The 24,263-nt window shown below is 58.8% G+C and carries 16 protein-coding genes; 2 read left to right on the top strand and 14 right to left on the bottom strand.

Annotated features, from left to right (window positions below):
- Nucleotides 1-96: 96 nt before the first annotated feature.
- From F560_RS0114915 to F560_RS0114850, 14 genes are all read right to left on the bottom strand, one after another.
- Nucleotides 97-1,650, bottom strand: a complete 1,554-nt coding sequence (locus F560_RS0114915; RefSeq protein ID WP_019006549.1) for a response regulator transcription factor — start codon at nt 1,648-1,650, stop codon at nt 97-99.
- Between the two features lie 4 nt (nt 1,651-1,654).
- Complete coding sequence (locus F560_RS0114910) at nt 1,655-3,424, bottom strand: sensor histidine kinase (protein ID WP_026298310.1); 1,770 nt, start codon at nt 3,422-3,424, stop codon at nt 1,655-1,657.
- Nucleotides 3,425-3,734: 310 nt separating this feature from the next.
- Nucleotides 3,735-5,126, bottom strand: a complete 1,392-nt coding sequence (locus F560_RS0114905; protein ID WP_019006547.1) for an NCS2 family permease — start codon at nt 5,124-5,126, stop codon at nt 3,735-3,737.
- Between the two features lie 758 nt (nt 5,127-5,884).
- The gene (guaA, locus tag F560_RS0114900) at nt 5,885-7,426 is read right to left on the bottom strand and encodes a glutamine-hydrolyzing GMP synthase (RefSeq protein WP_019006546.1); all 1,542 of its coding nucleotides are present in this window, start codon (nt 7,424-7,426) and stop codon (nt 5,885-5,887) included.
- A 590-nt stretch (nt 7,427-8,016) separates the two neighbouring features.
- Complete coding sequence (locus tag F560_RS0114895) at nt 8,017-9,666, bottom strand: cellulase family glycosylhydrolase (RefSeq protein WP_019006545.1); 1,650 nt, start codon at nt 9,664-9,666, stop codon at nt 8,017-8,019.
- Between the two features lie 338 nt (nt 9,667-10,004).
- Nucleotides 10,005-11,555, bottom strand: a complete 1,551-nt coding sequence (locus F560_RS0114890) for a response regulator (protein ID WP_019006544.1) — start codon at nt 11,553-11,555, stop codon at nt 10,005-10,007.
- Nucleotides 11,552-13,375: a sensor histidine kinase gene (locus F560_RS0114885; protein ID WP_019006543.1), complete on the bottom strand. Its 1,824-nt coding sequence runs from the start codon at nt 13,373-13,375 to the stop codon at nt 11,552-11,554. Before F560_RS0114885 ends, F560_RS0114890 begins: the two co-directional genes overlap by 4 nt.
- 173 nt (nt 13,376-13,548) lie before the next feature.
- Entirely contained in the window at nt 13,549-15,234 is a 1,686-nt protein-coding gene (locus F560_RS0114880; RefSeq protein ID WP_019006542.1) for a type 2 periplasmic-binding domain-containing protein, read from the bottom strand.
- Nucleotides 15,235-15,402: 168 nt separating this feature from the next.
- Entirely contained in the window at nt 15,403-16,293 is an 891-nt protein-coding gene (locus F560_RS0114875; RefSeq protein ID WP_019006541.1) for a carbohydrate ABC transporter permease, read from the bottom strand.
- Nucleotides 16,294-16,360: 67 nt separating this feature from the next.
- On the bottom strand, nt 16,361-17,266 hold the full coding sequence (locus F560_RS0114870; protein WP_051088344.1) for an ABC transporter permease: 906 nt from the start codon (nt 17,264-17,266) through the stop codon (nt 16,361-16,363).
- 281 nt (nt 17,267-17,547) lie between these two features.
- Nucleotides 17,548-18,012, bottom strand: a complete 465-nt coding sequence (gene bcp / locus F560_RS0114865) for a thioredoxin-dependent thiol peroxidase (protein ID WP_019006539.1) — start codon at nt 18,010-18,012, stop codon at nt 17,548-17,550.
- Nucleotides 18,013-18,090: 78 nt separating this feature from the next.
- Nucleotides 18,091-18,885, bottom strand: a complete 795-nt coding sequence (locus tag F560_RS0114860; protein ID WP_019006538.1) for an ABC transporter permease — start codon at nt 18,883-18,885, stop codon at nt 18,091-18,093.
- A 6-nt stretch (nt 18,886-18,891) separates the two neighbouring features.
- Entirely contained in the window at nt 18,892-19,686 is a 795-nt protein-coding gene (locus tag F560_RS0114855; RefSeq protein ID WP_019006537.1) for an ABC transporter permease, read from the bottom strand.
- Entirely contained in the window at nt 19,679-20,743 is a 1,065-nt protein-coding gene (locus tag F560_RS0114850) for an ABC transporter ATP-binding protein (RefSeq protein ID WP_019006536.1), read from the bottom strand. Before F560_RS0114850 ends, F560_RS0114855 begins: the two co-directional genes overlap by 8 nt.
- A 143-nt stretch (nt 20,744-20,886) precedes the next feature.
- Here F560_RS0114850 and F560_RS0114845 point away from each other — a divergent pair, with 143 nt between their 5' ends.
- Together F560_RS0114845 and F560_RS0114840 are read left to right on the top strand one after the other, a co-directional pair.
- Nucleotides 20,887-21,930: an LCP family protein gene (locus tag F560_RS0114845; RefSeq protein WP_019006535.1), complete on the top strand. Its 1,044-nt coding sequence runs from the start codon at nt 20,887-20,889 to the stop codon at nt 21,928-21,930.
- A gap of 338 nt (nt 21,931-22,268) precedes the next feature.
- A complete protein-coding gene (locus tag F560_RS0114840) occupies nt 22,269-23,582 on the top strand; it encodes a glutamate-1-semialdehyde 2,1-aminomutase (RefSeq protein ID WP_019006533.1) in 1,314 nt (437 codons plus the stop codon).
- Nucleotides 23,583-24,263 lie beyond the last annotated feature (681 nt).

Genomic DNA, 24,263 nt, shown 5'->3' with positions numbered 1-24,263 from the left:
CGCTTTCATGAAACCCCTCCCTGCTGTATGCCTCCATGATAAAAAAACCGGACCCTCCGCTCTACCCGAAGGATCCGGCATAAATTCATATCAAAATTAGTGGAGGCGCTTACGGTATTCGGAGGGCGAGACGCCCACGTATTTGCGGAATTTGCCGTGAAAATAATCGACATTGGCATAGCCGACCCGTTCCGCGACCTGATACACTTTCATTCCGTCGGCCAGCAGTTCCTTCGCCTTCTCGATGCGGACCTGATCCAGATACGTGTTGAAAGAAACGCCCGTCGTCTGTTTGAACAGCTTGCCGAGGTACGAGCTGTTGTAATTGAACACTTCCGCCAGCGATTCCAGCTTCAGATTTTCGGAATAGTTCCGCCGGATGAGCTCGATCATCCGCTGGACCTGCTTGTCGCCCCCGCAGCCGCGGAACGGCTCCGCCATCTCGCGGGCCAGTGCGGTCAGCCGCCCGATCAGACCGGAAAACCGGTATTCGGCGTAGATGTCCGGCACCGCGGAGGAATAGGCCTGCACTTTCTCCTTAAGCTCCGGCCGGTTCTGCGCCAGCTTGCCCAGCGCCATCGTCAGCATTTGCGCGAATCCCGCCTTGATCTCCTGCTCGGTCATTCCGGCCTCAAGCATCGCCTCGCCCGTACCCCGGATCAGCTCGGCCGCCGTGTCCGCGTTCCCGATATCCAGCGCAAGCAGCAGCTTTTCGCCCGCGGCGTTCAGATCGGGCGCCTCCTTGCCGCCGCCGGCCGCGCCGCCCCCGGCATGCCCTTCGGACGCCGGCGGTTCCCAGACATGCACCTTGCCCCCTTCGAGCGCAAACCGGCTCTTCATCCTCTCACGGGCGTTGCGGTAGGAGCGTTCCAGCTCGTCCAGCCGGGCGACGGCTCCTCCGCTGACGGCGGTAAAATCCAGGCCGCTATCCGCGCAGGCCCGCGCGATGGCCCGGCAAGCCGCGTCGAGCGCTCCCGGATCGCCCGCGCTGTTTTTCAGCACGATGCCCAAATACGGGTCCATGGAAAAGACGACGCCCCTGCCCGCCGGCTCGTAGGTTTCCGACAGCTTGCGCTTGACGCGGGCGGTTGTCGCTCCGTCGATCTCCTCCCTGCTCTGCGGCTTGATCAGCACCACCTCGAATGAATCGCCGTCAAGCCCCGCGCCGGCGACCGCTTCCTCGGGCACCGAGCCGAAGTCGCCGGCCAGCAGGGACGCAACGATCCGTTCCCCGCTCCATTCGGCTGGCGGCACTTTTTCCTTCCGGCTTTCCTCGTCCAGAATGCTTTTCATCTTCGCCAGATGCTCGGTCAGCTCGTCCTCGTCGACCGGCTTCAGCAGGTAGCCTTCCGCCTTCATCTCCAGCGCCCTTCGCGCGTATTCGAAATCCGCATGCCCGCTCAGAATGAGAAAATGCGGCTTGGGCCGGGACCGTTCCCGGACGGCGCGAATCAGGTTCAGCCCGTCCATGCCCGGCATCCGGACATCGACGATAACCAGATCGGGCGCAAGCTTCTCCGTCTTTTGGAGCCCCTCCAGACCGTCCGAGGCGCTTCCCGCCACGACGAACCCGTGCTCCTCCCAGTTGACGATCGTCCGCAGTCCTTCCCGGATCAACGGCTCGTCGTCCACGATCAATACTCTGTACATTCGATTATCCCTCCAACGGAATCCGGAATTCGATTCGGGTTCCCGTCCGATGTCCGCTCTCGATCCGCAGGCCGGAAGCTTCGCCGTACGTCAGCAGCAGCCTTTGATGGACGTTGTATAGCCCGATCCGCTCGGCTTCCTGCTCCGCGAACGACTGCCGGATTTGCTCCAGCTTGTCGGGAGCAATGCCGATCCCGTTGTCTTCGACGCAAACGCGAAGCTCCCCGTCCGCCCTTCGGGCGCTGACCTTCACTATGCCGCCGCCGGAACTGCCCTCCAGGCCGTGAACCACCGAGTTTTCGACCAGGGGCTGAATCAACAGCGGGGGCAGCTTTACGTTCAAGACGGCCGGATCGATATCCAGCTCGTAGTCCAGCCGGTCCTCGTGACGGAATTTTTGAATCTCCAGATAGCAGCGGCTGAGCTCGATCTCGTCTCTCAGGGGGATCGCTTGTCCGGTCAGTTCCAGGTTTTTGCGCAGCAGCTTGCCGAGCATCTTGACCGCTTGGGAGATTTCTTTTTGCCCGTTGATATGCGCTTTCATGCGGATCGATTCCAACGCGTTGTAGAGAAAATGCGGATGGATCTGGCTGGCCAGCATTTTCAACTTGATCTCGTTTTGCTTGCGCTCCAGCTCGCTGGCGCGGCGATGGGAAAGCGTGACCTCCTCCATCAGCTCTTTGATGTTTGCGACCATCTGGTTGAACTGCCGCGAAATCTGGCCGATCTCGTCTTTCCCGTCCACGGTCAGCACCGCATTGAAGTTCCCCGTCGACACTTTGCTGATCTGGCGGCTGAATTTAAGCAGCCGGTTCGTCAAAACCGTGCAGATGAAGTAGATGAGCAGAACCGACAGCACGACGAAGACGGCGATGATCTTCATGCCGAGGACGCTGATCCGGTTCGCTTCGTGCACGATGCTGTCGATCGAATAGATCGTGATGACGTTCAGGCTGGTAAAGCTCTTGTCCGGCAAAAGCCGGTCGATGATCACCTTGGACCTCACGCCGTCGACCCTCATTTCGTAAGTGCCGGGCTTCTTCTGCCCGATGTCGGGACCAAGCCGCGTATCTTTGAGCAGCCGGCCGGTCAGGTTCGGGCGGTTGGAGGCGACCACGTATCCGTTCTCGTCCGTCAGCAGCGTCTCGGAATTTTCCTGCTTCAGCACCGAATTCAAGTAATCGGTATTCAAGTCGATCACAAGCACCCCGAAGGACTTGCTCTCCTGGAAATAAACGCTGCGGACCAGACTCAGCAGGCTGCTTGGCGTCCGGGTTTCGTCCGTGAAATAATACCAGCCGATCAAACCGCTGTGCTTTAGCGCGGCCTCATACCAGAATGTATGCGTTTTCTCCGGACCGGCGGGGAAAAACTCCCAGTTGTTGAGCAGGGTAGGGTTCTCGACAAGCAGTTTGATCTGGTGGATTTCCGGATTGAATTCGAGGTAGGTCCTGAACGTGTTGTAATCCCGGTAAGCTTCCACGACATCGCTTGTATTGGCGTAATGCGTCGTCGCGATCTGCTGCATCGTCTGGTCGAGCATGAGCCTGCTTGACAGATTGATCGCCACCTGCAACGTTTCGTCCGTCCGGTTTTTCACCCGTTCCACCGCACTCTCCGTCTGTTCGATCGCCTTGTCGAGCGCGGACTCGCGGTACTCTCGTACGATAAAAAAGCCGACGATGATGACCGGCAGAATGAAAAACAGCATGTAGGATAACACCATTTTGTTGCGCAGCTTCATGTCGTTAAACCGCATAAACAAGCCCTTCAAAACGTTCCCCTCCCCCGGCCGCAGCACCCGCAAAGCGCATGTGAGCTTGCGATTGAACTTATTTTGAAGCAAGATTTCCGGCGGACGCAACCCTTTTCTTCAATTTGTCCCTGCGCGGTCTCCCCGCTTCGCGGACGCAAGGACATCGTTTTGGAACTGAGCGAAGGCGTTCGGATCGCCTGGTTCCGCTTCGCTTGACGCTGGCTTTCCCTTTTAGACGCACAGAGGCTGTCCACGGCATAAGCCGTGAACAGCCTCTGTTTATGCGGGATTCGCGATTCCGCTGGTACCGCCTCTTCATTATTCCGAATTATTCCGAACCGACGAACAGGTAGCGGGCGATGACGAGAACGAACAGAATCCACATCAGCCAATGCACGCTGTATTTCTTTTTGCCGAACCAGCTCGACACGGAAGCCAGCAGCACGTAAGCAACGATGCCGAACGAAATGCCGTTGGCGATGTTGTACGTGAACGGCATGAGCGCGACCGTCAGGAAGGCCGGAATGCCGATGACCAGGTCGGAGAAGTCGATTTCCTTGACCGACTGCATCATCAGCACGCCCACGATAATGAGCGCCGCGCTCGTGGCCGGCGTCGGAACGAGCAGCGCGATCGGCGCAAGGAACAGGGAGATGAGGAACAGCACGCCGGTCGTGGACGAAGTCAGGCCGGTCCGGCCGCCTTCCGCGATGCCCGCGGAGCTTTCCACATAGGCCGTCATCGTGCTCGTGCCGAGAATCGCGCCGCCGCTGACGGCAATCGAGTCGACCAGCATCGCTTTGCCGATGCGCTTGTTGCCTTCTTCCTTGTTCTTGAGGAACCCGGCGCGGTTCGCCGTGCCGACGAGCGTGCCGAACGTGTCGAACAGCTCGACGAACGTGAACGTGGCGATCGCCGACAGCAGACCGGTCGTCAGCAGATCCCCGAAATCGAAGTCGAAGAAGTTCAGCTTGCTGAAATCCGGCACCCAGTTTTGACCCTTAAGCGAATCGAAGTTTACGACGTCTACACCCGGAATGGCGCCGATCAGGGTCGTAATCAGCATGCCGATCAAGATCGCTCCGCGCACGTTCAGCACCATCAGAATGCCGATCAGGAACAGTCCGACAATCGTCAGCCATACCGACGGCTGCGTCAAATCGCCCAGATGGATGACCGTCTCGTTGCCCGCCAGCGCCGTATAGGAGCCCTGAGGGAACTCGCGACCGAACGCGTCGAGCGAAATCGTCAGCACGCCGCTGTTTTTGAGCCCGATGATGGCGATAAACAGGCCGATCCCGACCGTAATCGCATGCTTGAGCCCGTCCGGCACGGCCACGACGAGCATTTGGCGGATTTGGGTGACCGTCAGAATGAGGAAAATAATCCCCGAAATAAAGACGGCCGCCAGCGCCATCGAAGGGGTGATCGGATGGCCGGTCGCTTGCGAGGCGACGACGGTCGTGGCGAAATAAGCATTAAGCCCCATTCCGGGCGCAAGCGCCACGGGAAAATTGACGAAGAGGCCCATTGCGATCGTAAAAATGCCTGCGGCCAGCGCAGTCGCAAGGAAAATGCTGTAGCTGTCCAGTCCCGATGCTCCGAGGATGACCGGATTGACCGCGAGGATGTACGCCATCGTCATGAACGTGGTAATGCCCGCCATGATTTCCGTGCGCACGTTGGTCCCGTTTTCCTTCAGCTTAAAAAACTTTTCCATCCGAAAGCGTTCCCTCCTTGATATCGTCCGCTACAGGGATAACCGAAAATAACCGGGCCAAAAAACGAAACTCGACTCTTCTAGGTTCCGTAAGGCAGCCAAAAAGCATTCGGGAAAAACGCGAACGTTCCTTTTCGCAACCTGCCGTGCGGACATTCCCGCCGAGTCGGCCGGGCCCATTTCGTACATATCCTTTGTTGCCCTTCCTCATTCTAGGTAGAAAGACCTCGCCCGTCAACCATTAAAACGAACATTTTTATATTTTTTCGGTAAATTTGTTCGATTTGAAAGCGATTACATATGAATTTTCGAGACTTTTTTCGGTTTATCGCTCGTAGAGAGACGTTGATCGGTTCCATCGGGCGGGCGCAAAAGGGGCGGCACCTAAGGAGGAATTCCAATAAAGCCGGTTTCGATAAAAAAATGAACCTCCCACAACCCGCTGTAAAAGCAGGTTTTTTGGAGGTTCATTTGGAGTATCCGGTCTGACGGACCGGACGGGCGAAGCTGTAGTTGCCCTAACAGCAACTGCAAAGCCGGGTTTTGCCGCGGCCCCCGGTTTAAGTGCCAAAACGGCAACTGCATCGGGCATCCGGTCCGCTGGACTGGTCGGGTGAAGCTGCAGTTGCCCTAACAGCAACTGCAAAGCCGGGTTTCGCCGCGACCCCCGATTTAAGTGCCAAAACGGCAACTGCATCGAGCATCCGAGCCGTCGAACCGGTCGGGCGAAGCTTGGATTCGCACAAGGGCTTCCGCCATTACTCCCATTCGATCGTCGCCGGCGGCTTCGACGTAATGTCGTAAACGACCCGGTTTACGTTTTGCACCTCGTTGACGATGCGCACGGAGATTTTCTCCAGGACATCCCACGGGATGCGCGCCCAGTCGGCGGTCATGCCGTCGATCGAGGTGACCGCGCGGATGCCGACCGTATACGAGTACGTTCGGCCGTCGCCCATGACGCCGACGCTCTTCATATTCGGCAACGCCGTAAAATACTGCCAAATTTCGCGGTCGAGGCCCGCTTTGGCGATTTCCTCGCGCAGAATCGCATCGGATTCGCGCACGATTTCCAGCTTCTCTTCGGTTACTTCCCCAAGCACGCGGATAGCCAGACCCGGTCCCGGGAACGGCTGGCGCCAAACGATGGCGTCAGGCAGACCAAGTTCCTCTCCGACCTTACGCACCTCGTCCTTGAACAGCGACTTGAGTGGCTCGACCAGCTTGAACTTCATGTCTTTGGGCAGGCCGCCGACGTTGTGGTGCGACTTGATCGTCTGCGCCGTAGCCGTCCCGCTTTCGACGATGTCGGTGTACAGCGTTCCTTGCGCCAAAAAAGCGAAGTCGTCGAAACGGGCGGACTCTTCCTCGAATACGCGGATAAATTCCGTGCCGATGATTTTCCGTTTCTGTTCCGGGTCCTCCACGCCGCGCAGTTTGCCGAGGAAGCGCTCGCTTGCGTCGATCTTGACGACGTTCATATCGAATTTGCCGACGAACGTGTCCATGACGCTCTCCGCTTCTCCTTTGCGCAGCAGGCCGTGATCGATGAACATACAGGTAAGCTGATCGCCGACCGCGCGGTGAACCAGCGCCGCCACGACGGACGAATCGACGCCGCCCGAGAGCGCGCACAGCACCTTCTGGTTGCCGACCTGGCTGCGAATGTCCTGAATCATATCCTCGATGAACGATTCCATGCTCCAGTCGCCTTTGCATCCGCAAATCCGGTACAGGAAGTTGCGGATCATCTCGTTGCCGTGCACCGAATGGCGCACTTCGGGATGGAACTGGACCGCATAGAGCTTGCGGGAGCGGTCGCTCATGGCGGCCACGGGCGCATGCGGCGTGCTTGCGTCGACAACAAAGCCCTTCGGAAGCTCGGTCACGTGATCGCTGTGGCTCATCCATACGGTCTGACGGCTGTCCAACCCGTGGATCAGCTCGCAATCGGCATTAAAGTCGACATCCGCTTTGCCGTATTCGCGTTTGAGCGCAGGCTCGACCTTGCCTCCTTGCTGATGCGTCATCAACTGCATGCCGTAGCAGATGCCGAGAATCGGCACGCCAAGCTCGTACACGCCGGGATCGACCGTCGGGGCACCGTCGGCATAAACGCTTGCCGGACCGCCGGAGAAAACGATGCCTTTCGGGTTCAGTTCCCGGATTTTGGCGGCGGGCGTATTGTAAGGGAGCAGCTCGCTGTATACGCCAAGATCGCGGATACGGCGGGCGATAAGCTGGTTGTATTGACCGCCGAAGTCGATGACGACGATCAGTTCGTGCGATTTGTTGTTCACGGTGGGTAACGGGCCTCCTGAGTGTAAATCTAAATCGCCCGACCGGGAACGCTTTGCGCTTAAGGGGCGCAGGGCGCTGCTGCGGCAAAACGGGCGATTGCGCTTTTAGCGGGACATGCTAGTCAATTGAGGTAATTATAGCTTTGCGCAAGAGAAAGCGTCAAGGCGGGCGTTTCGCGCCGTCCCGGTACGACGGCCCCTGGCCGGCGAGGCGGTCGCAGTGTCTTTCAGACGCAAACTTGCTTTCCTCGTTCTTTGACCTGCCCAGCCGTTCCAGAAACCTCGGTGCTCAGCCGCTAAGCAGTCCGCTCAGTACGCTTCTTTGCCGCCAACCCCGACGCTGACCCGCCATGTAGTCCGCCCAGTACCCTTCTTTGCCGCCAGCCCCGACGCTGACCCGCCATGTAGTCCGCTCAGTACGCTTCTTTGCCGCCAACCCCGACGCTGACCCGCCATGTAGTCCGCCCAGTACCCTTCTTTACCGCCAACCCCGACGCTGACCCGCCATGTAGTCCGCTCAGTACCCTTCATGGCCTCCAATGTCCAGATCAGCGGTAAAGCACCCGCAGAGATTTTACTCTGCCTTTGCCCTATTCGTCCGCCCGCTCGAAGACCAGCGCCTCCAGCCGGACGGGGGCCCTTTGCGCTTGCAGCACCAACCGGTGAGCGCCGCTGTCGAGCGGCGGAAGCTCGCGGTCAAGTTCAGCCGTCTCCCATTTTTCGCCTGCCGCCTGCACTTCGCCGACGGTTTCCCCGTTCAAGGATACGGCAACCGAAGCGGCTCCGTCGGGAGCCGCAAGCCGCAGCCTCAGACGGAAGCGGCCGGCGCTCTCGTCCCCGGAAGGCGATCCTGCCGTAAAATCGTAGGCCAGCCAGTCTCCGGGGGCAAGCTGCACGCAGAGCTTCTCGTCCGGGTCCCAGCGATGCCAGCCCGTTCCCTCCGGCGGCGTCTTGGGCTGACCGTCCAGATGGCGAATCTCGACGCCGTCGCTCTTGCGGTAGCCGCTTTCCCAAGCGCTCCGCTTCGCGATGCCGAAGCTTTTGCCTTCGCCCTCGTAGCCGTAATGAATGGCGGGAATGCGCACCGGCAGCCTGCGGAACAGCGCCCGGACGACCTCGGGCCGGTAATCGCAGGCTTCAAGCGGCAGATTGTCCAAATATTCGCCGAGAATCCGCTTCGCGCTCTCGCGGTCCGGACGCTCTCCCCCTTGCAAATACGCGCCGAGCGCTTCCCAACCCTGCGGCTTTCGGATCGAACACGGCGAGTTTAACGTATCCATCTTTTTCCACGTCCAAAAATTCCAGCCAATTCGGTGATCTTCGAACAGCCGAAAAGCGCCGGCGTACCAGTCCAGATCGTTTTCTCCGCCCTCGCCCATAAAAACGGGAACGTTCCAGCCATCCCGGAAATCCAGATAGCGTTGAATGCTTTCCGTGTCGGGGTTGTTCCAGTATTTGTGGAACTGGTACAGCACGTTGTCGTCCAGCCGCTCCGTAAAAATCGAAAAATCCGTCGCCCAATGCGCTCCTTCCAAAATGATCAGATGCCTGTCGTCGACTTCGCGTATGGCCCGGATCATGTCCCGGTACAGCGGCTGCAACAGGCTGTTGTACGCGCCGTGGTAGTCGGGCAGCGGCTCGTTCAGCAGATCGTAGCCCGCGACGATCCACTCGTCCCGGTAACGCTTCGCCAGCATGCGCCACATATCAATCGCCGCTTGGCGATATTCCTCACGGATGAACAGCTCCGGCTGATCGCGCTCGGAATCGTCGATATTCGCGCCTGTCTGCCCTCCCGGGGCGCCGTGCATGTCGAGGATGACGTACAGCTTCCAGGTCCGGCACCAGCCGATGACGCGATCGAGCAGCGCAAGAGCGGAATCGTTGTATCCTTCCGCGTTCGTCTCCCCTTCCAGCAGCATCCGCGCATTAAACGGAACCCGCACGGAATTGAAGCCCTCCTCCGCGATCCGCCGGATATCGTCTTCGGCAATATAGCGGTCGCGGTACGTTTTCCAGAAAACAGACGCTTCCTCAGGGCCGACCAAGTCCTCAACCAGACGCTCGATCCGCCGCGGCCGGTCTCCGCCCTCCGGCAGCTTCCACATGTAGCCCTCGGGGAGAAGCCAACTGCCCAGGCCCACCCCTCGCAGAATCAATTCCTCTCCCCGTCCGTTGACGAGCTTCTTTCCTACCGCCCGCACCCAGCCTTCCGCTTCCTGCCGCTTCCATTCCGCCACGGGAACTCCTCCTTCAGTCAAAAACGGATTGAACTCCGATACACTTGCCTGAAAAAACATCCGGAGCCGAGCCTGCAGAGCGCCAGGCTTATGGCATCCGCTAACTCGACGCAAACCAGCGCCAGGGCCTCACAGCTCCCACTGACCCGGCAACAAGGCATCAAGCCTTACGACTCCGCCCACCAGACGAGAACCAGCGTCAAGCTCCTCAACATTCCCTAGCCCAACGCGAACCAACATCACGGTTCCTGCTAACCCGGCGAATACCGACTTCAAGCCTCACAGCATCCGCTAGACCCGTGAGAACGAGCGCCGCCGCCCCGCATACGCCCGGGCTTTCACGACGGCCCCCGCCCCCGGAACTGCCGCCGGCTCCTGTATTCCAACGGCGAAATGCCCTCGGCTTCCTTGAACACCCGGGTAAAATGCTTGACGCAGTCGAACCCGGCTTGCGAGCTGATTTCATACACTTTAAGCTCCGTATGCTCCAGCAGCTCCTTGGCCTTAGCCAGGCGCAGCTTGCGGAGGTAGGCGGAGAAGCTCTCCCCCGTGTACTCTTTGAACGCCTGGCTGAAGTAGGTGTAGTTCAGCGAGATGTAGTTGGACACGACGGCCATGTTGAGATCCTGCTGGAAATGTTCGTGAATGTACTCCAGCGCCTTTTGCATATCCGTGCGTTCGGCATGGGCGGAGCGGACGCGGCCGACATATTCGTCCAGACGCTCCATCAATTGCTCCACATGCCGGTAGTAATCGTGGAACCGCGCGAAATTGTCGAAATGGCCCGCTTGCTTGTACAGCTTAAGAATTTCGATCGACTCTTCCCCGTAGCTGCGGAACACCCGGTCGAACACTTCCTCGTTGAGTTTGCGGCCGACCGTCTCCAGATAGCCGATCTCGCAGCGGGCGATCGTGCGGATGTCCAGCACCTGCTGCAGCAGCCGCTTCATTTCCGGCAGCCGGTTCGAGCCCATCAGATTGGAAATTTTCCGGATTTTGTCCTCCGGAACGGGGCAGCCCGAATCCAGGCTGCGGATGCTGTCGTACGCGACGATTCCGCCTTCGGCATGCAGCAGGAAATATTTCAGCGCCTGCCGGGCCTGGCTGTAAGCGAGGCGCAGCCGCTCCATGCCCTTGATCCGCGAACTGAGGCCGATCCGGGGCTGAAAAAGCGCGTGGCCCGCTATACGTTCCAGCAGCCGCGCAAAAAACGCCGGGTCCCGCGCAACGACGACCGTAAGCCCCTCCCGGTCCTGACAGCGTCCCCAAAACGCCTCCCCTTCCAGCAGCCGGTCCAGTCCCGACAGCATCGCCTGACGGCCGGAATCGCCGCCCGTTTCCTTAAGCAGGCCGACCGCATATTCGCCGTCCAGCCACTCCAGACCGGCCTGCGCCAACCGCTCCCGGATTTCCCGTTCGTCCGCGCTCTCCTGCAGCAGCACGTACGCAAGCTGATCCGCCGCAGCCCTTGCCGCCGGCAGCGGCGCCGAGCCGCCCCGCTGTTCGCTCCGCCGCCCCAGCTCCGTCTCCATCCGCTCCAGCACGGAAAACAGCTCTTCGCGCACGATCGGCTTCAGCATATACTCCTTGGCCTGATAGCGGATCGCCGCCTTGGCATACGGAAAATCGTCGTACCCGCTCAAGATGACGACCGCCGGCCTCTCCGGCAGCTCCTGCAGCCGTTCCATCAGCTCGATCCCGTCCATGACGGGCATCCGGATGTCGGTAATCATCAAATCCACGCTCTCGCGGGCAAGGACGGCCAGCGCCTCGGCGCCGTTGTCCGCGAACGAAAACTCGTAGCGCGCGGGATACTGCCGCTCGATCATCGCTTTCAGGCCGACCCGGATATTTTTTTCGTCATCGGCGATCAGCAGCCTGCGTTTCATCGGCTCTCCCCTCCGGCCAAAATGAAATGCGGCAACGTCATGACGACGCGGGTGAAGCGGCCCTCCACGCTCTCCACCCGGATGCCGTGCTCCATGCCGTAGCTCATGACCAGCCTTTGGTCAACGTTGCGCAGTCCGATGCCGCTGCTTTCCCGGCCGTCCCGCTCGAGCCGGCTCCGCAGCTCCATGTAGTCGGACTCCTCCATGCGCAGCATGCGGTTGAGCAGCCGCAGGCGATCCTCGGAAATGCCGCAGCCGTTATCCGTAATCTCGATGATGCACGCGTCCATCCGCACGGCGGCGGACAGCGCGATCGAGAGCTTTTTCCCTTGCTGGCCGGAGCGGTTCATGCCGTGCTTGACGGCATTTTCGACGATCGGCTGAAGCGTCATTTTGAGCACCTCCTGATCCAGAAGCTCCGGCGGAACGTCCAGACGCAGCTCAAGCCGGCCGTCGTAACGGATGTTCATGATGGCGATATAGTTTTGAATGTGCTGGATTTCGTCCCGGAGCCAAACGCGGTCGCGCGTCCACTGGAGGCTGTAGCGCATCATCCCCCCCAGCGAGGTCAGCGCGTCGGAGATCGTATAATGGCCTTCGACTTCCGCCAGCATCTTCAAATTTTCCAGCGTGTTGTAAAGGAAATGCGAATCGATCTGGTTCTTGAGCGAACGCAGCTCCGCTTCCTTGGTCGCCGCTTGCCGGTTAACCTGTTCCACGATCAGCTCGTTGATCTTCTTCAGCAGCTGCCGGTAATGATGGCCGAGCTCTCCCACCTCGTCGGTGCCGTATACGGGCACGTCCAGATGGAAGTCGCCGACGCGCACCTTCTTCATGGAATCGCGCAGCACGCGGAGCCGCTTGAGAATGAGCGAATGCATGAAGTAGGAAATGATGCACAAGACGCCGACCAGCACGAAAACGATGAGCACCATGTTGCTTCGCGTCCGCCGGATATCGGCCAGCGTGTCCGCCAGCGAAACGACGTTGACCAGATGAACATCCAGCCGCGGAATATAGGACTGAATCGCCAGATACGACTGCCCCTCGTAGTCGAACACTTCGCTATGGTTGCCTTCCTGCTTGGTCAAGGCGATCCGTTCCGCGAGCTTTGCGGCGGGAGCGTTTTGGAAAATGCCGGCTTTTTCGTCCGTATACACCTCTCCGCTGCGGGTGACGACAAGCAGTTGCGAGCTCGGATCCTGAACGCTGCTGAACGTCTTCGTGAAAAAATGGCTGACCTCCATGCTGACTTCCAAAATGCCGTTATGGGTCAAATCGGGATACGTAAATTCCCGGAACAAAGACACATACGGCGTCTCGACGGCCGGGCCGACGGTCGTGTCGGACAGGATTTCCCGGCTCCGCTGGATTTCCCACCAGACGATCCCTTTTTGCCGCATAACCGTATCGTACCAGGGCTTGTTGCGGATTCTGGACTCGTTTAGGACAACGGGCCAAAACTCATGCACGTACGGGTTGTCGGTAAAAAGCCGGATGTTCGCGATACGCGGGTTGTTGAACAGGAAATGCTGGAAGCTGCTGAACGTTTTCGTCTTGAATTCGAGCAGCCAGGCGGTATCCATCTCCTCCCGAAGCTGCAAATAGTCGTTCATATCCTGGTTCGACAGCGCAATCTGCCCCGTCCATTCCATGACCTCGATGTTGTTTTGGATATTGATTTTTTCGATGTCGAGGATGTTCTCGTTTTTCTTGACGAGCTCCTGAATGGCGTTGTCGGAGATGCCGTTGAACATGTACCAGGAAAAGAAAAGGGTCGGAATGAAAATGATCAGCACAAACGACAAAATCAGCTTCACCTGAATGGGCAAGCTACCTGTAAAAGATCGGATCGCCGATATCCGTTTTCTTCCGGTTCCTGTCAAGTTGGCGCTCACATCCCGCTAGTTATGGATGCAAGCCCGGCCGCCCGCCGGAATCGGGACGGGGACCAGGCTTGCGTTCTGCAGTAAGGCGCGGCTTGGATGCTTCCTTATTTGTTGTTGATTTCTTCCAGCTTTTTGATATTTTCCTCGTACGCTTTTTGGCGATAGGCTTCGATAGCCTCTTGATCGGCGCGGTTTTGCAAATATTCGTTAAAGATTTTATCAAATTCTTCGTCCGATTTCGCCAGCAGCAGCTTCGGCAGCGTCTTGCCCCAGAGGCGGGCGTTTTTGCTGTTCGACACGCCTTCCTTCGACGTCGGCGGCGGGTCCAGGTTGTCGAACTCGGACATGCTGATCGACTTGCCTTTCGTCCAGTCCTCCATCTGCTTGGCGGGATCGACGCTCGGCGGAGCCCACTGCAGGTTCATGTTCGTATCCATCAGCATCCAGTACGTGTAGGAAGCGCCGTATTTTTGGTCGAAGGCGGCCCGGTCCGTGTTCAGCAGATTAAGCACTTCCGGCTTGAACTGGTCTTTTCCGTCGATCGTATCGTACGTGACGCCCTTTTCGCCGAGGAACAAATCCTTGTTGCCTTCTTCGCTGATCAGGTAGCTCATGAACGCGATGGCCCGCTTCTTGTCTTTCACGTCCTTGGAGATCAGCGTGACCGTCCAGCCGGAGATGCCGGGACCGGCCAGCGTCGGCTGATCCTTGGCGGCATTGGCCGGACCGTCGATCGCGATGTAGGCGGAGTTGGGGTCTTTCTGGTAGCGCGCGATGTTTTGCGTAGCAAAGTCGGTGCGTTGGTACAGCATCGCAAAATACCGGCCCTGCGCGATCTTCTCCTCCATTTGCGGACGCTTGTCGATGAAGATGTCCTTGGCGAGCAGCCCCATCTCGTTGGCTTTGCGGAACGTCTTCAGCCAGCGGAGATATTCCGGGTCCTGCCTGCGGTCGTACAGCTTGCCGTCCTTCTGCTGCGGAATGGCCAGGAAGTTCTGCAGGTACGACTCCAGCGAGTAGTTGCCCGTATCGGTGAATTCATGCAGCCCGAGCGGAATGAGCGGCTGGCCGTCCACTTCCGGGAACTTCTCCTTCGCGGCCTTCAGGGCGTTCAGGAAGCCTTCCGGCGTGCTCATATCGGGCTTGCCGAGCGCTTCGTACATGTCCTTGCGCACGACGAACGTCTGGTTGGAGGTGAAGTTCTTCCCGTACTTCTCGTAATCCGCCGGAGAGGAGGAGGCGTTCGGATAGCCGTACACGTTGCCGTCCGGCTGCGTATACCAGCCCAGCTTGGCCGGGTCGGTCACCTTGAAGAAGTACGGATCGTACTGCTCGGCCAGCTTGTTCAGCGGCAGCACCAGCTTGCCGTTGATCATCTTTTTGACCGCTTCGTTGTTCCAGTCCAGCGTGATGAAATCGGGCAGCGAGCCGGAAGCGAGCATCGTGTTCAACTTCTCGTTTTCGTTGCCGGCCGGCACGATGAAGTTGATGCTGACGCCGGTTTTTTTGGTGACGTATTCCGCCGTGGCGTCGCCGCCCCATTTTTTGTTGAACCACGAGAAGTTGATGTACCAGTCGAAAGTGATCGGCGACGTGTCCTGCTGCCAGCCCGGCGTGTCGCCGGACGGTTGCTGCGGCTCCGCGGACGCTTCCTGGCTTGCGGACGGACTTGCCGGGCTGCTTGCGGGCTGGCCGCCGTTTGCGGCTTTGTTGCCGCCGGAGCATGCCGCAAGCGAGAAGATCATCGCCGCCGCGATCGCGGAGGTCAGCCATTTGCGTTTTGCACCCATGTTTCAGGCCCCTTTGCTATCGTATTTTGATTTATTATCAGTTCGCGCCGCCGGCGCGGACGGATAATCGAGCGGATTGCCGCCTGGCCCCGGATGGTTGGCATGTCTTCCCTGAGGTTGGCCTGGCCGGGCCGGATGCGGGTTGCCGGTTGCCGGGCCCCGAGGGCATTAGCCCTTGATGGAGCCGATCATGAAGCCTTTTACGAAATATTTCTGCAGGAAGGGATACACGAAGACGATCGGAGCGGTCGTCACGACCATGGTGGCGAGCTTGAGCGACTGGCTCGTGACGTTGACGGCAACGCCGCTCGGCATCGCCGCAATCATCTGGTTGGAGCTCGACTGCGCCACGACCCGGTAAAGATAGGTTTGGATAGGCTGCATATCGGTGTCGTTGATATAGATCATTCCGGTAAAATAGTCGTTCCACTGGTAGACGCCGTGGAACAGGGCGATCGTCGCCACGACCGGCATGGAAACGGGAATGACGACGCGCAGGAAAATCGAGAAGTCGTTCGCCCCGTCGATCTTGGCCGCCTCCTCCAGTCCGACGGGAATTTCCCGGAAGAAGCTGAGGAAGATGATCAGGTCGAAAAAGCTGAACATCACCGGGATGATGTAGACGAGAAACTGGTCCAGCAGGCCGAGATCGCGGATCAGCAGGTAGGTCGGAATCAGGCCGCCGCCGAAAAACATCGTGATCGTGCCGATGATCATATAAAGATTGCGGCCGATCAGCTCCTTGCGCGACACCGCATAGGCGACCATCGCCGTGAACAGAACGTGGACGACGGTGCCGACGACGGTTTTGGCCACCGTGATTCCCATCGCGGTCATAATGCCGTCGCTGCGGAATACGGTCACGAAGCTGTCGAGGCTGAACTTGCGGGGCCACCAGTAGATGCCGCCCCTCATCGCGTCCGCCCCGTCGTTGAAGGCGTTTACAAGGACGTACCAAATCGGGTACAGCGTCAGAAAGCAGATAACCAGCATCAGAAAGCCGTTGACGAGCTCGAATATCGCTTCGCCCGGCGTCCGGCGTTTGAGAAGGGTGAACATGGACTCGCCGCCTTTCGGGGAAAATCGGTCCGGCCGCCGCCGGTTGGGGAGCCGGCCGGAACCGGAATCAGAACAGAGAAGTATTGTTCAGCTTCTTCGTTACGTAGTTCGCCCCGAGCAACAGGCCGAGCGCGAACACCGATTTGAGCAGGCCGACCGCCGTCGAATAGGAGTAGCGGCCGTCCACGATGCCGGTCTGGTAAACGTAGATGTCGATGACGCTGCTGGCGCTGTCGTTGAGCGAGTTGCGCAGCACGAGAATCTGATCGAAGTTGGAGTTGAGCAGGCCGCTCACCGCCAGAATAAACAGGATGGTAATCGTGCCCTTGATGGTGGGCAGCGTAATGTTCCACATTTTCTGAAAGCGCCCCGCCCCGTCGATCGTCGCCGCTTCGTACAGATCGGGCGAAACGCTGCTGATTGCAGCCAAGTAAATGATGGCCGACCAGCCCAGCTCCTTCCAGATGTCGGAGGTAATAACGATGGACCAGAAATATTTGGGCTCCGCCAAGTACGTGATCGGGGCGTCGATGAGGTTCAGCGCCATCAGGATTTTGTTGATAATCCCCACATCCGCCAGCCAGGTGGACAAGATGCCGCCCAGGATGACCCAGGAAAGAAAGTGGGGCAGATAGGAGATCGTTTGAATCGACTTTTTGAACAGGACGGAGCGGATTTCATTCAGCAAAAGCGCAAAGATGATCGGCAGCGGAAACCCGATGACAAGCTTGATCAGGCTGATGCCGAGCGTGTTGCGGATCACGTTGCCGAGGCTGTCGTCGTTCAGAAACTCCTTGAAATGATCCAGTCCGACCCACGGCGCCTGGGAAATCGGCAAAATAATGTCGAATTCCTTGAAGGCGATGATGATGCCGTACATCGGAATATAGTTGAACACAATCATCCAGGCGACGCCGAGCAGCGCCATCACCTGCAAATACCGCTGACCGTACAGCTTCTTCAGCCATTTCACCCATCTCTCTTTGCCGGAAGCCGTTGCGGCGGTCCGAACCTTCGCCTCTGCACTCGGTTTCACCTCTTGGGGCACCTCCGCGTCCTGTTGCGATTTAAGCGCGTTCAAGCCTGTTCGGATTCATTGTAAGCGCTTCATACGCCGAATAAAAGACAGTAAATTATAGGTAGAGTGATATTTTTTCGGGTCCGATCCAACGATTTTCCATACCGGGACGACGCACAAAAAAAGCGGGCCCCCGACGCCGGGAAACCCGCTTCTTGCCGTTTTTCTGTCCGGCGTTACGGCCGGGCCGCCGCCAGAACCTCTTCCACATGTCCCTTGACCTTGACATTCCGCCATTCCTTCGCGAGCACGCCCTGCTCGTCGATCAGAAACGTCGAACGCACGATGCCCATGTACGTTTTGCCGAACGTTTTTTTCTCCTGCCAGACGCCGAACATCTCCGCCACCTTATGATCGGTGTCCGCCAGCAGCGGAAACGGGAGATGGTGCTTGGCGATAAATTTGGCATGGGATTGGACCGGATCCGGACTGATGCCGAGCACGACGGCGTTCGCTTCCCCGAACGAAGCGTTGGCGTCTCTGAAGTCGCACGATTCCTGGGTGCAGGTCGGCGTCATGTCCTTGGGATAAAAGTAGAGCACGACCTTGCGGCCGCGAAATTGGCTGAGCCGGACAAGCGTCCCGTCCGAAGACGGGAGCTCGAAATCCGGCACGGGTTGTCCGATTTGAACTTGAGACATGCCTATTGCTCCTTCCGAATTCATCTTTTGGGCTTCGCCCGATCGGCATCCGTCATTTCCGCCTCGCCCCGCCGCCGGTCAGGATCCCGCGCCGCGGTATCGTTTGACCCCATGGTTCCAGACGGCCAGCCCGATGGCGGCGAAGATCGCGCCCATGACCGGCGTCAGCCACGCCATCAGCAGGTGGTGATGCCGCTCCAGGAAAAAGGCCGCCGGATATACGCCGACGAACGCGAACGGCAGCACCCAGGTCAGCAGAAACCGGATGCCCTTGTTGTAAATCTGGATCGGATAGCGGCCGTAGTTCTGAATGTTGAACATGAGCGGCACGATCCCGGTCGGCGCGTCGGAGTAAAACGAGATGGCGGCGAGCGCAATGTAGATGCCCATGTAAATCAGCACGGAGCCGGCGACCATCACGATCAGCACAAGCGGATCGTACCAGTCCAGCGGCAGCCCGAGCCGCGCCCAGGCCGCGCCCATAATCCCGAGGCCGACCAGCGACCCGATGAGCGAAGGCGGATCGACGTTTTCCAGCAGCACCTGCGACAGCGAGCCGGCCGGCCGGGTCAGCACCCGGTCCATTTCGCCCTTGACAATGTACCGTTCGCTGAAATTCCACAGGTTGACGAACGCGCCGAAAATCCCGTACGGGATCATGAAATACCCATATACGAACACGACCTCGGCCTGGCTCCAGTCTCCGAGAGACGGCGTATGCTGGAACACGACGAAGATAAAGACCAAATTCATGGCCGAAAACATCAGATCGGAGACGACCTCCACCCAGAAGTCCGCGCGGTAGGTCATCTTCGTTTTGATGTAGTTCGCCAAATATTCCCGAAACAACGACAGCGTATACCCGATTTTCAAACGGCTTCAACCTCCCTGCACAAACAGCCGCTTGCGCGCCGCCCGCCACATGAGCGCGATCGGCGCAATCAGCGCTACGAACCAGGCGGCCTGGACGAGCAGCGCCTCCCAAACGGCGGAGCCGGCGATGCGCCCCGTAAACACCGAGCCGGGCAAATACGTGATCGCCTGAAACGGCAGCCACTTCAGCACTTCCGAGGCCCACCCGGGGAAAAACGCAATCGGCACGACAACCCCGGATAGCAGGTCCACCGTCACCCTTTTCATCCGCATAAGCCCCTCGTTGTTTTCCACAAAGAAAGCGAACAATCCCGTCATTACGTTGATCTGCGAATTGATGAGAAAGCTGAACCAGATCATGACCAAGAAAATCATCCACAAAACGGGATCGGTTGGCAGCTCGATGGGAAAAATAAGGGTGACGACGACCATCCCGGGCGCCATGAACAGCAGCAGCCGGAACAGCCCTTCGCCGAAGCCCTGCATCATTTTGACCATAATGTAGGAATAGGGCCGCGTCATCTGCACCGCAACGCTGCCGTCGCGGATATCGTTGGAGATCTCCCGGTCGAGATTGTTGAAGTAAAACGCCCTGGCCATCCAGGACACCGCGACATAGGTGGTCATTTGGCCGGCCGTAAAGCCGCCAAGCTGCTCCGCGTCGCCATAGATCGCTTTCCACATAAAGTAATAGGCGCCGATGTTGATGGCATAGATGACGATGCCGCTGTAATAATTAACGCGATAAGCGAGCATCGTCAGAAACCGGATGCGGATAAAATCGACGTATGCGCTAATCACGGCTGTCCGCCCCCGCCATGGCCGGCAAGGCCTCGCCGTTTTCGGCTTCCGCCGTTTTTTCCGAACCGCCCGTCCGGTAAATCTCGCGCACGATTTCATCGGTGTTCGTTTCGAAAATTTTGATGTCGCTGATTTCCATCGCGCCGACGACGCGGGACAGCACGTCCGACACGTTCATCTCGCGCGGAATCCAGACTTTCGCCGTCATTTCGTTCTCCTTCGTCCAGCGGACCCCCTGCCCGGCGGTAAGGGCGGACAAGGCCTGCAGCGACACCGGGTCCGAAAACTGGAATTGCACTTCGCGGCCTTTGCTCCAGCGGCTCTTGAGCTCCTCCAGGCTGCCGTCGTAAATAATGTTGCCGTCATCCAGCATGATGACGCGGGAACAGAGCGCCTCGATGTCCTGCAGGTCGTGGGTCGTCAGCAGAATCGTGGTGCCGTGTTCGCGGTTGAGACGCTTCAGAAATTCGCGGATTTCGGTTTTGACCACGATATCGAGCCCGATCGTCGGCTCATCCAGAAACAAAATCGACGGGTTGTGCAGGAGCGCCGCCACCAGCTCGCAGCGCATCCGCTGGCCGAGGCTCAGCTTGCGCACGGGGCGGTTCAGCAGATCGCCAAGCTGCAGCGTCTCGACCAGCTCGTCCAGACGCCGCTTGAAATCCCGCTCGTCGACCCGGTATACCTTGCGCAGCAGGCGGAACGATTCGATCACGCCGATATCCCACCAAAGCTGGCTGCGCTGGCCGAACACGACGCCGATGCCCTGCACGAAGGTTTCGCGGTCTTTGTACGGTACATAGCCGTTGACGAGAATTTTGCCGGACGTAGGCACGAGGATGCCGGTCAACATCTTGATGGTCGTCGATTTGCCGGCTCCGTTCTCGCCGATGTAACCGCATATTTCGCCCTGCGGAATCCGAAAGCTGATGTCCTTGACGGCCGTCACCTCGGTATATTCCCGTTTGAACAGATCGAGCAGCGCGCCTTTGAGGCCTTCGCGGTTTTTTTGCACTTTAAACTGCTTGCGCAGCCGTTCGACTTCTATAGCTAACATGGTGTATGAACGGTCCCCCAATTTTCGACAATACTTGCTTCAACCCTCTAGTAAACTTTATAATTTCATAATATGCAATCATACATCCAGATCCCACCCGCGTAAACGGTCATTCGCCGTTTGCGCCGAAAGGAAACAATGGTATGCGCAAAAACAAAACCAAAAAAAGAAAAATATTCGTCTACAGTCTTCTAGCCGTATTCTTGGCCGTTATCGCCGCGGTAAGCTGGTACGTGTACAGCGGCTACTCCCAGATGAAAGGCCTGCAAAAATCGGACAGCGAATCGCGTTTCGGCCAATTCGAGTCCAAACCGGAGGATAAGCCCCCGGAATGGACCGGAACCGAGCGAGTCAACGTGCTGCTGATGGGCGGAGACGAGCGCGGTCTGCGCGAAGGGGAAGTTCCCCGTTCCGACTCCATGCTGGTCGCCTCCATCGACCCTTCGACGAAGCGGATTCATTTGTTCTCCGTCCTTCGCGACACCTATATCGAAATTCCGGGCCACGGCAAAGACCGGGCCAACGCCGCGCTGGCGATCGGCGGTCCCGAGCTGGCCATGAAGGCGATCGGCAACCTGCTCGATCTCGATATCCAGTACTACGTGTACGTGGACTTCCAGGGATTTATCAAGCTGGTCGACGCCATCGGCGGAGTGGACTTCTACGTCGAGAAGGATATGCACTACACCGACGCGGCGGACGGGCACGTTTACGACATCGATTTGAAGAAAGGGCAGCAGCATCTGGACGGGGAGAAGGCGCTGCAGTACGTCCGTTTCCGCCACGACAAACTGTCCGACTTCACGCGCACGGAACGCCAGCGCAACTTCCTTAAGGCGGTGGCGGACAAGCTGCAGTCCGGCTGGAACATCGTGAAGCTCCCGCAGATTATCGGCGAAATCAGTCCGTATATCGAAACGAACCTGTCGCCGGAAGATATGTTAAAGCTCGCGAGCCTCGGCTTCAAGTCCCATCAGGCGGGCTCCGCGCAGGTTCCTCCGATGGAGCTCATCTCCGAGGAACGCGTCGGCGGCGCCGCCGTACTGGGCGTGCGGGATTTGGACGAGCTGCAACAGTACGTCCGGGAGGTGCTGGCGACGGACAGCTCCGTCAGCCCATCGCCGTCTCCAAGCGCCTCGCCGTCGGCCTCGGACGCTGAAGGCGGCTCGCCGGGAGGCTCCGAGTAAGCCTGCAAGAAACTGAACACCCATCGGAAAGCGGGGATCGCCGGCTGGCGGTCTCCTTTTCCGTTTTGGAACGGCGCCGGTGAAAGGCCGCTCACCTGAATCGGCGTAGCCATCTTCGCCAACCTGAAGCGTTGCTGCCATCGTCGTTAATCTGAAGCGATACTGCCATCTTCGCCAACCTAAACGTTATACCCATCGTCGTTAACTTGAAACACGTAGCAACCATCGCCGTTAACTTGAAACACGTAGCAACCATCGCCGTTAACCTGAGCGCCGTAACCGTCGCCGTTCCCAAGCGGAAATTTCTTTTCACAAACTGAACCTGGAGGTCGTTGAACATGCAGCGTACAAAATCCGAAGCTCTTTACGAGGAAGCCCTGCGCCATATCGTCGGAGGCGTGAACAGTCCTTCGCGCTCGTTCAAGGCGGTCGGAGGCGGCGCGCCGGTCTTCATGCAACGCGCCGAGGGCGCCTATTTCTGGGATGCGGACGGCAACCGCTACATCGACTATTTGGCGGCGTTTGGGCCGATCATTACGGGTCACGCCCACCCGCGGGTGACGGAGGCGATCGTGAACGCCGCCCGCAACGGCACGCTGTACGGCACGCCGACGGAAGGGGAAATCGAGCTGGCGCGCAGGCTGAAAGAAGCGATCCCGTCCATGGACAAAGTCCGGTTCGTCAACTCCGGCACGGAGGCGGTCATGACGACGATCCGCGTAGCCAGGGCCGCCACCGGCCGCACCAAAATCGTCAAATTCGCCGGCTGCTACCACGGCCATTCCGACCTCGTGCTCGTCGCCGCCGGTTCCGGTCCGTCGACGCTCGGCACCCCCGACAGCGCAGGCGTGCCGGTCAGCATCGCCAACGAAGTCGTCACCGTGCCGTTTAACGATGCCGACGGCCTGAGGCTGGCGCTGGAACGCTGGGGCGAAGATGTCGCGGCCGTCCTGGTGGAGCCGATCGTCGGCAACTTCGGCATGGTCATGCCGCAGCCCGGCTTCCTGGAGACGGTATGCCGGTTGGCCCGGGACGCGGGCGCGCTCGTCATTTACGACGAAGTCATCACCGCATTCCGGTTCCACTACGGCTCCGCCCAAACGTTCCGCGCCTTCCCGGACCCTTCCGCCATCGAGCCGGACTTGACCGCGCTCGGCAAAATCATCGGCGGCGGGCTTCCGATTGGCGCCTACGGCGGCAAACGCGAGATCATGGACCGGGTCGCGCCGCTCGGTCCGGCTTATCAGGCCGGCACGATGGCGGGCAATCCCGCCTCTGTCGCCGCCGGGCTTGCCTGCCTGGACGTGCTCCGCGAGCCGGGCGTCTACGAGCGGATGGAGGCGATGGCGGTACGCCTCACGGAAGGACTTCAGGCGTCGGCCGACCGGTACGGCATCCCGCTCACGATCAACCGCATCGTCGGCGCGTTTTCAACGCATTTCTGCAGCCACCCCGTCACCAACTACGAGCAGGCTCAAGATACCGACGGGGAAGCGTTCGCCCGCTTCTTCCGCGAAATGCTGGACCGCGGCGTCTATCTCGCGCCGTCGAAGTACGAGGCGTGGTTTTTGACGACCGCGCATACGGATCGGGACATCGACGACACGCTGGAGGCGGCGGAGGCGTCGTTCAAAGCGATGAGCGCAACCTGACGTACGACCCTCGCCGCGCATGGGTGTGACGGAAGACATGGTCGGTCACAAGCTTGGGCATCCTGATTCGCGGCCCTCGCCGCGCATGGGTGCATCGGGTGCGCAGGTTTGATCCGGTGCTCCGCTTTGCCGGTGTGTTGCTTACATCTCGGAGCGCACTCCGATGCGCTGCCTTTACCGATGCGCAGCTTTCATCGGAGCGCAGCTTTCATCCAATGACTAGCTTGCATTCCAATGTGCAGCTTTGATCCGGTGCGTAACCTTTGTCGATGCGCCGCCTTTACACGATACGCCGCTTTCACCGGCCCCGCCGTTTGATCAGAAAGCGGCGGGCCGGCTCTCCCTCCTTTCCCGGACGTGGACAGAAGATCCGCTATTTCCTACATGCAACCGAAAAACGTCCCCCTTCCGGACCGTAGAGCCGTTGATATGAACGAAACCTGTCAACCATTCTGTGGGCAGCCTTGTTTTTGGCGCACCTAAATAGAGCCTGTCAAGCGTTTTTCTTTACAGGCGACTCCATTTGCCCATACTTTCAAGGTCACCCGGCATTTTTGCCGGGCCTGCCTTACGGCGAGTAACGGGGTGCAGGGGGTTGTACTCCCTGCGTTTCCCCTTTAGGGGACGGAAGGGGGGATTCTTCCTTAGCTCAGAGGCAAAAGCAATACGTTGGTCGGCAAG

It is taken from the genome of Cohnella laeviribosi DSM 21336 (genome assembly GCF_000378425.1).
Lineage (GTDB): Bacteria > Bacillota > Bacilli > Paenibacillales > Paenibacillaceae > Cohnella > Cohnella laeviribosi.
Note: the sequence above shows the minus strand (reverse complement) of the source record. Positions and strands in the feature narration are given on the sequence as shown.

What these genes read in the sequence shown, in the direction of transcription:
- F560_RS0114915 (WP_019006549.1), bottom strand. Translation starts at nt 1,650, where the DNA reads ATGTACAGAGTATTGATCGTGGACGACGAGCCGTTGATCCGGGAAGGA.
- F560_RS0114905 (WP_019006547.1), bottom strand. Translation starts at nt 5,126, where the DNA reads ATGGAAAAGTTTTTTAAGCTGAAGGAAAACGGGACCAACGTGCGCACG.
- F560_RS0114890 (WP_019006544.1), bottom strand. Translation starts at nt 11,555, where the DNA reads ATGAAACGCAGGCTGCTGATCGCCGATGACGAAAAAAATATCCGGGTC.
- F560_RS0114880 (WP_019006542.1), bottom strand. Translation starts at nt 15,234, where the DNA reads ATGGGTGCAAAACGCAAATGGCTGACCTCCGCGATCGCGGCGGCGATG.
- F560_RS0114875 (WP_019006541.1), bottom strand. Translation starts at nt 16,293, where the DNA reads ATGTTCACCCTTCTCAAACGCCGGACGCCGGGCGAAGCGATATTCGAG.
- bcp (WP_019006539.1), bottom strand. Translation starts at nt 18,012, where the DNA reads ATGTCTCAAGTTCAAATCGGACAACCCGTGCCGGATTTCGAGCTCCCG.
- F560_RS0114850 (WP_019006536.1), bottom strand. Translation starts at nt 20,743, where the DNA reads ATGTTAGCTATAGAAGTCGAACGGCTGCGCAAGCAGTTTAAAGTGCAA.
- F560_RS0114845 (WP_019006535.1), top strand. Translation starts at nt 20,887, where the DNA reads ATGCGCAAAAACAAAACCAAAAAAAGAAAAATATTCGTCTACAGTCTT.
- F560_RS0114840 (WP_019006533.1), top strand. Translation starts at nt 22,269, where the DNA reads ATGCAGCGTACAAAATCCGAAGCTCTTTACGAGGAAGCCCTGCGCCAT.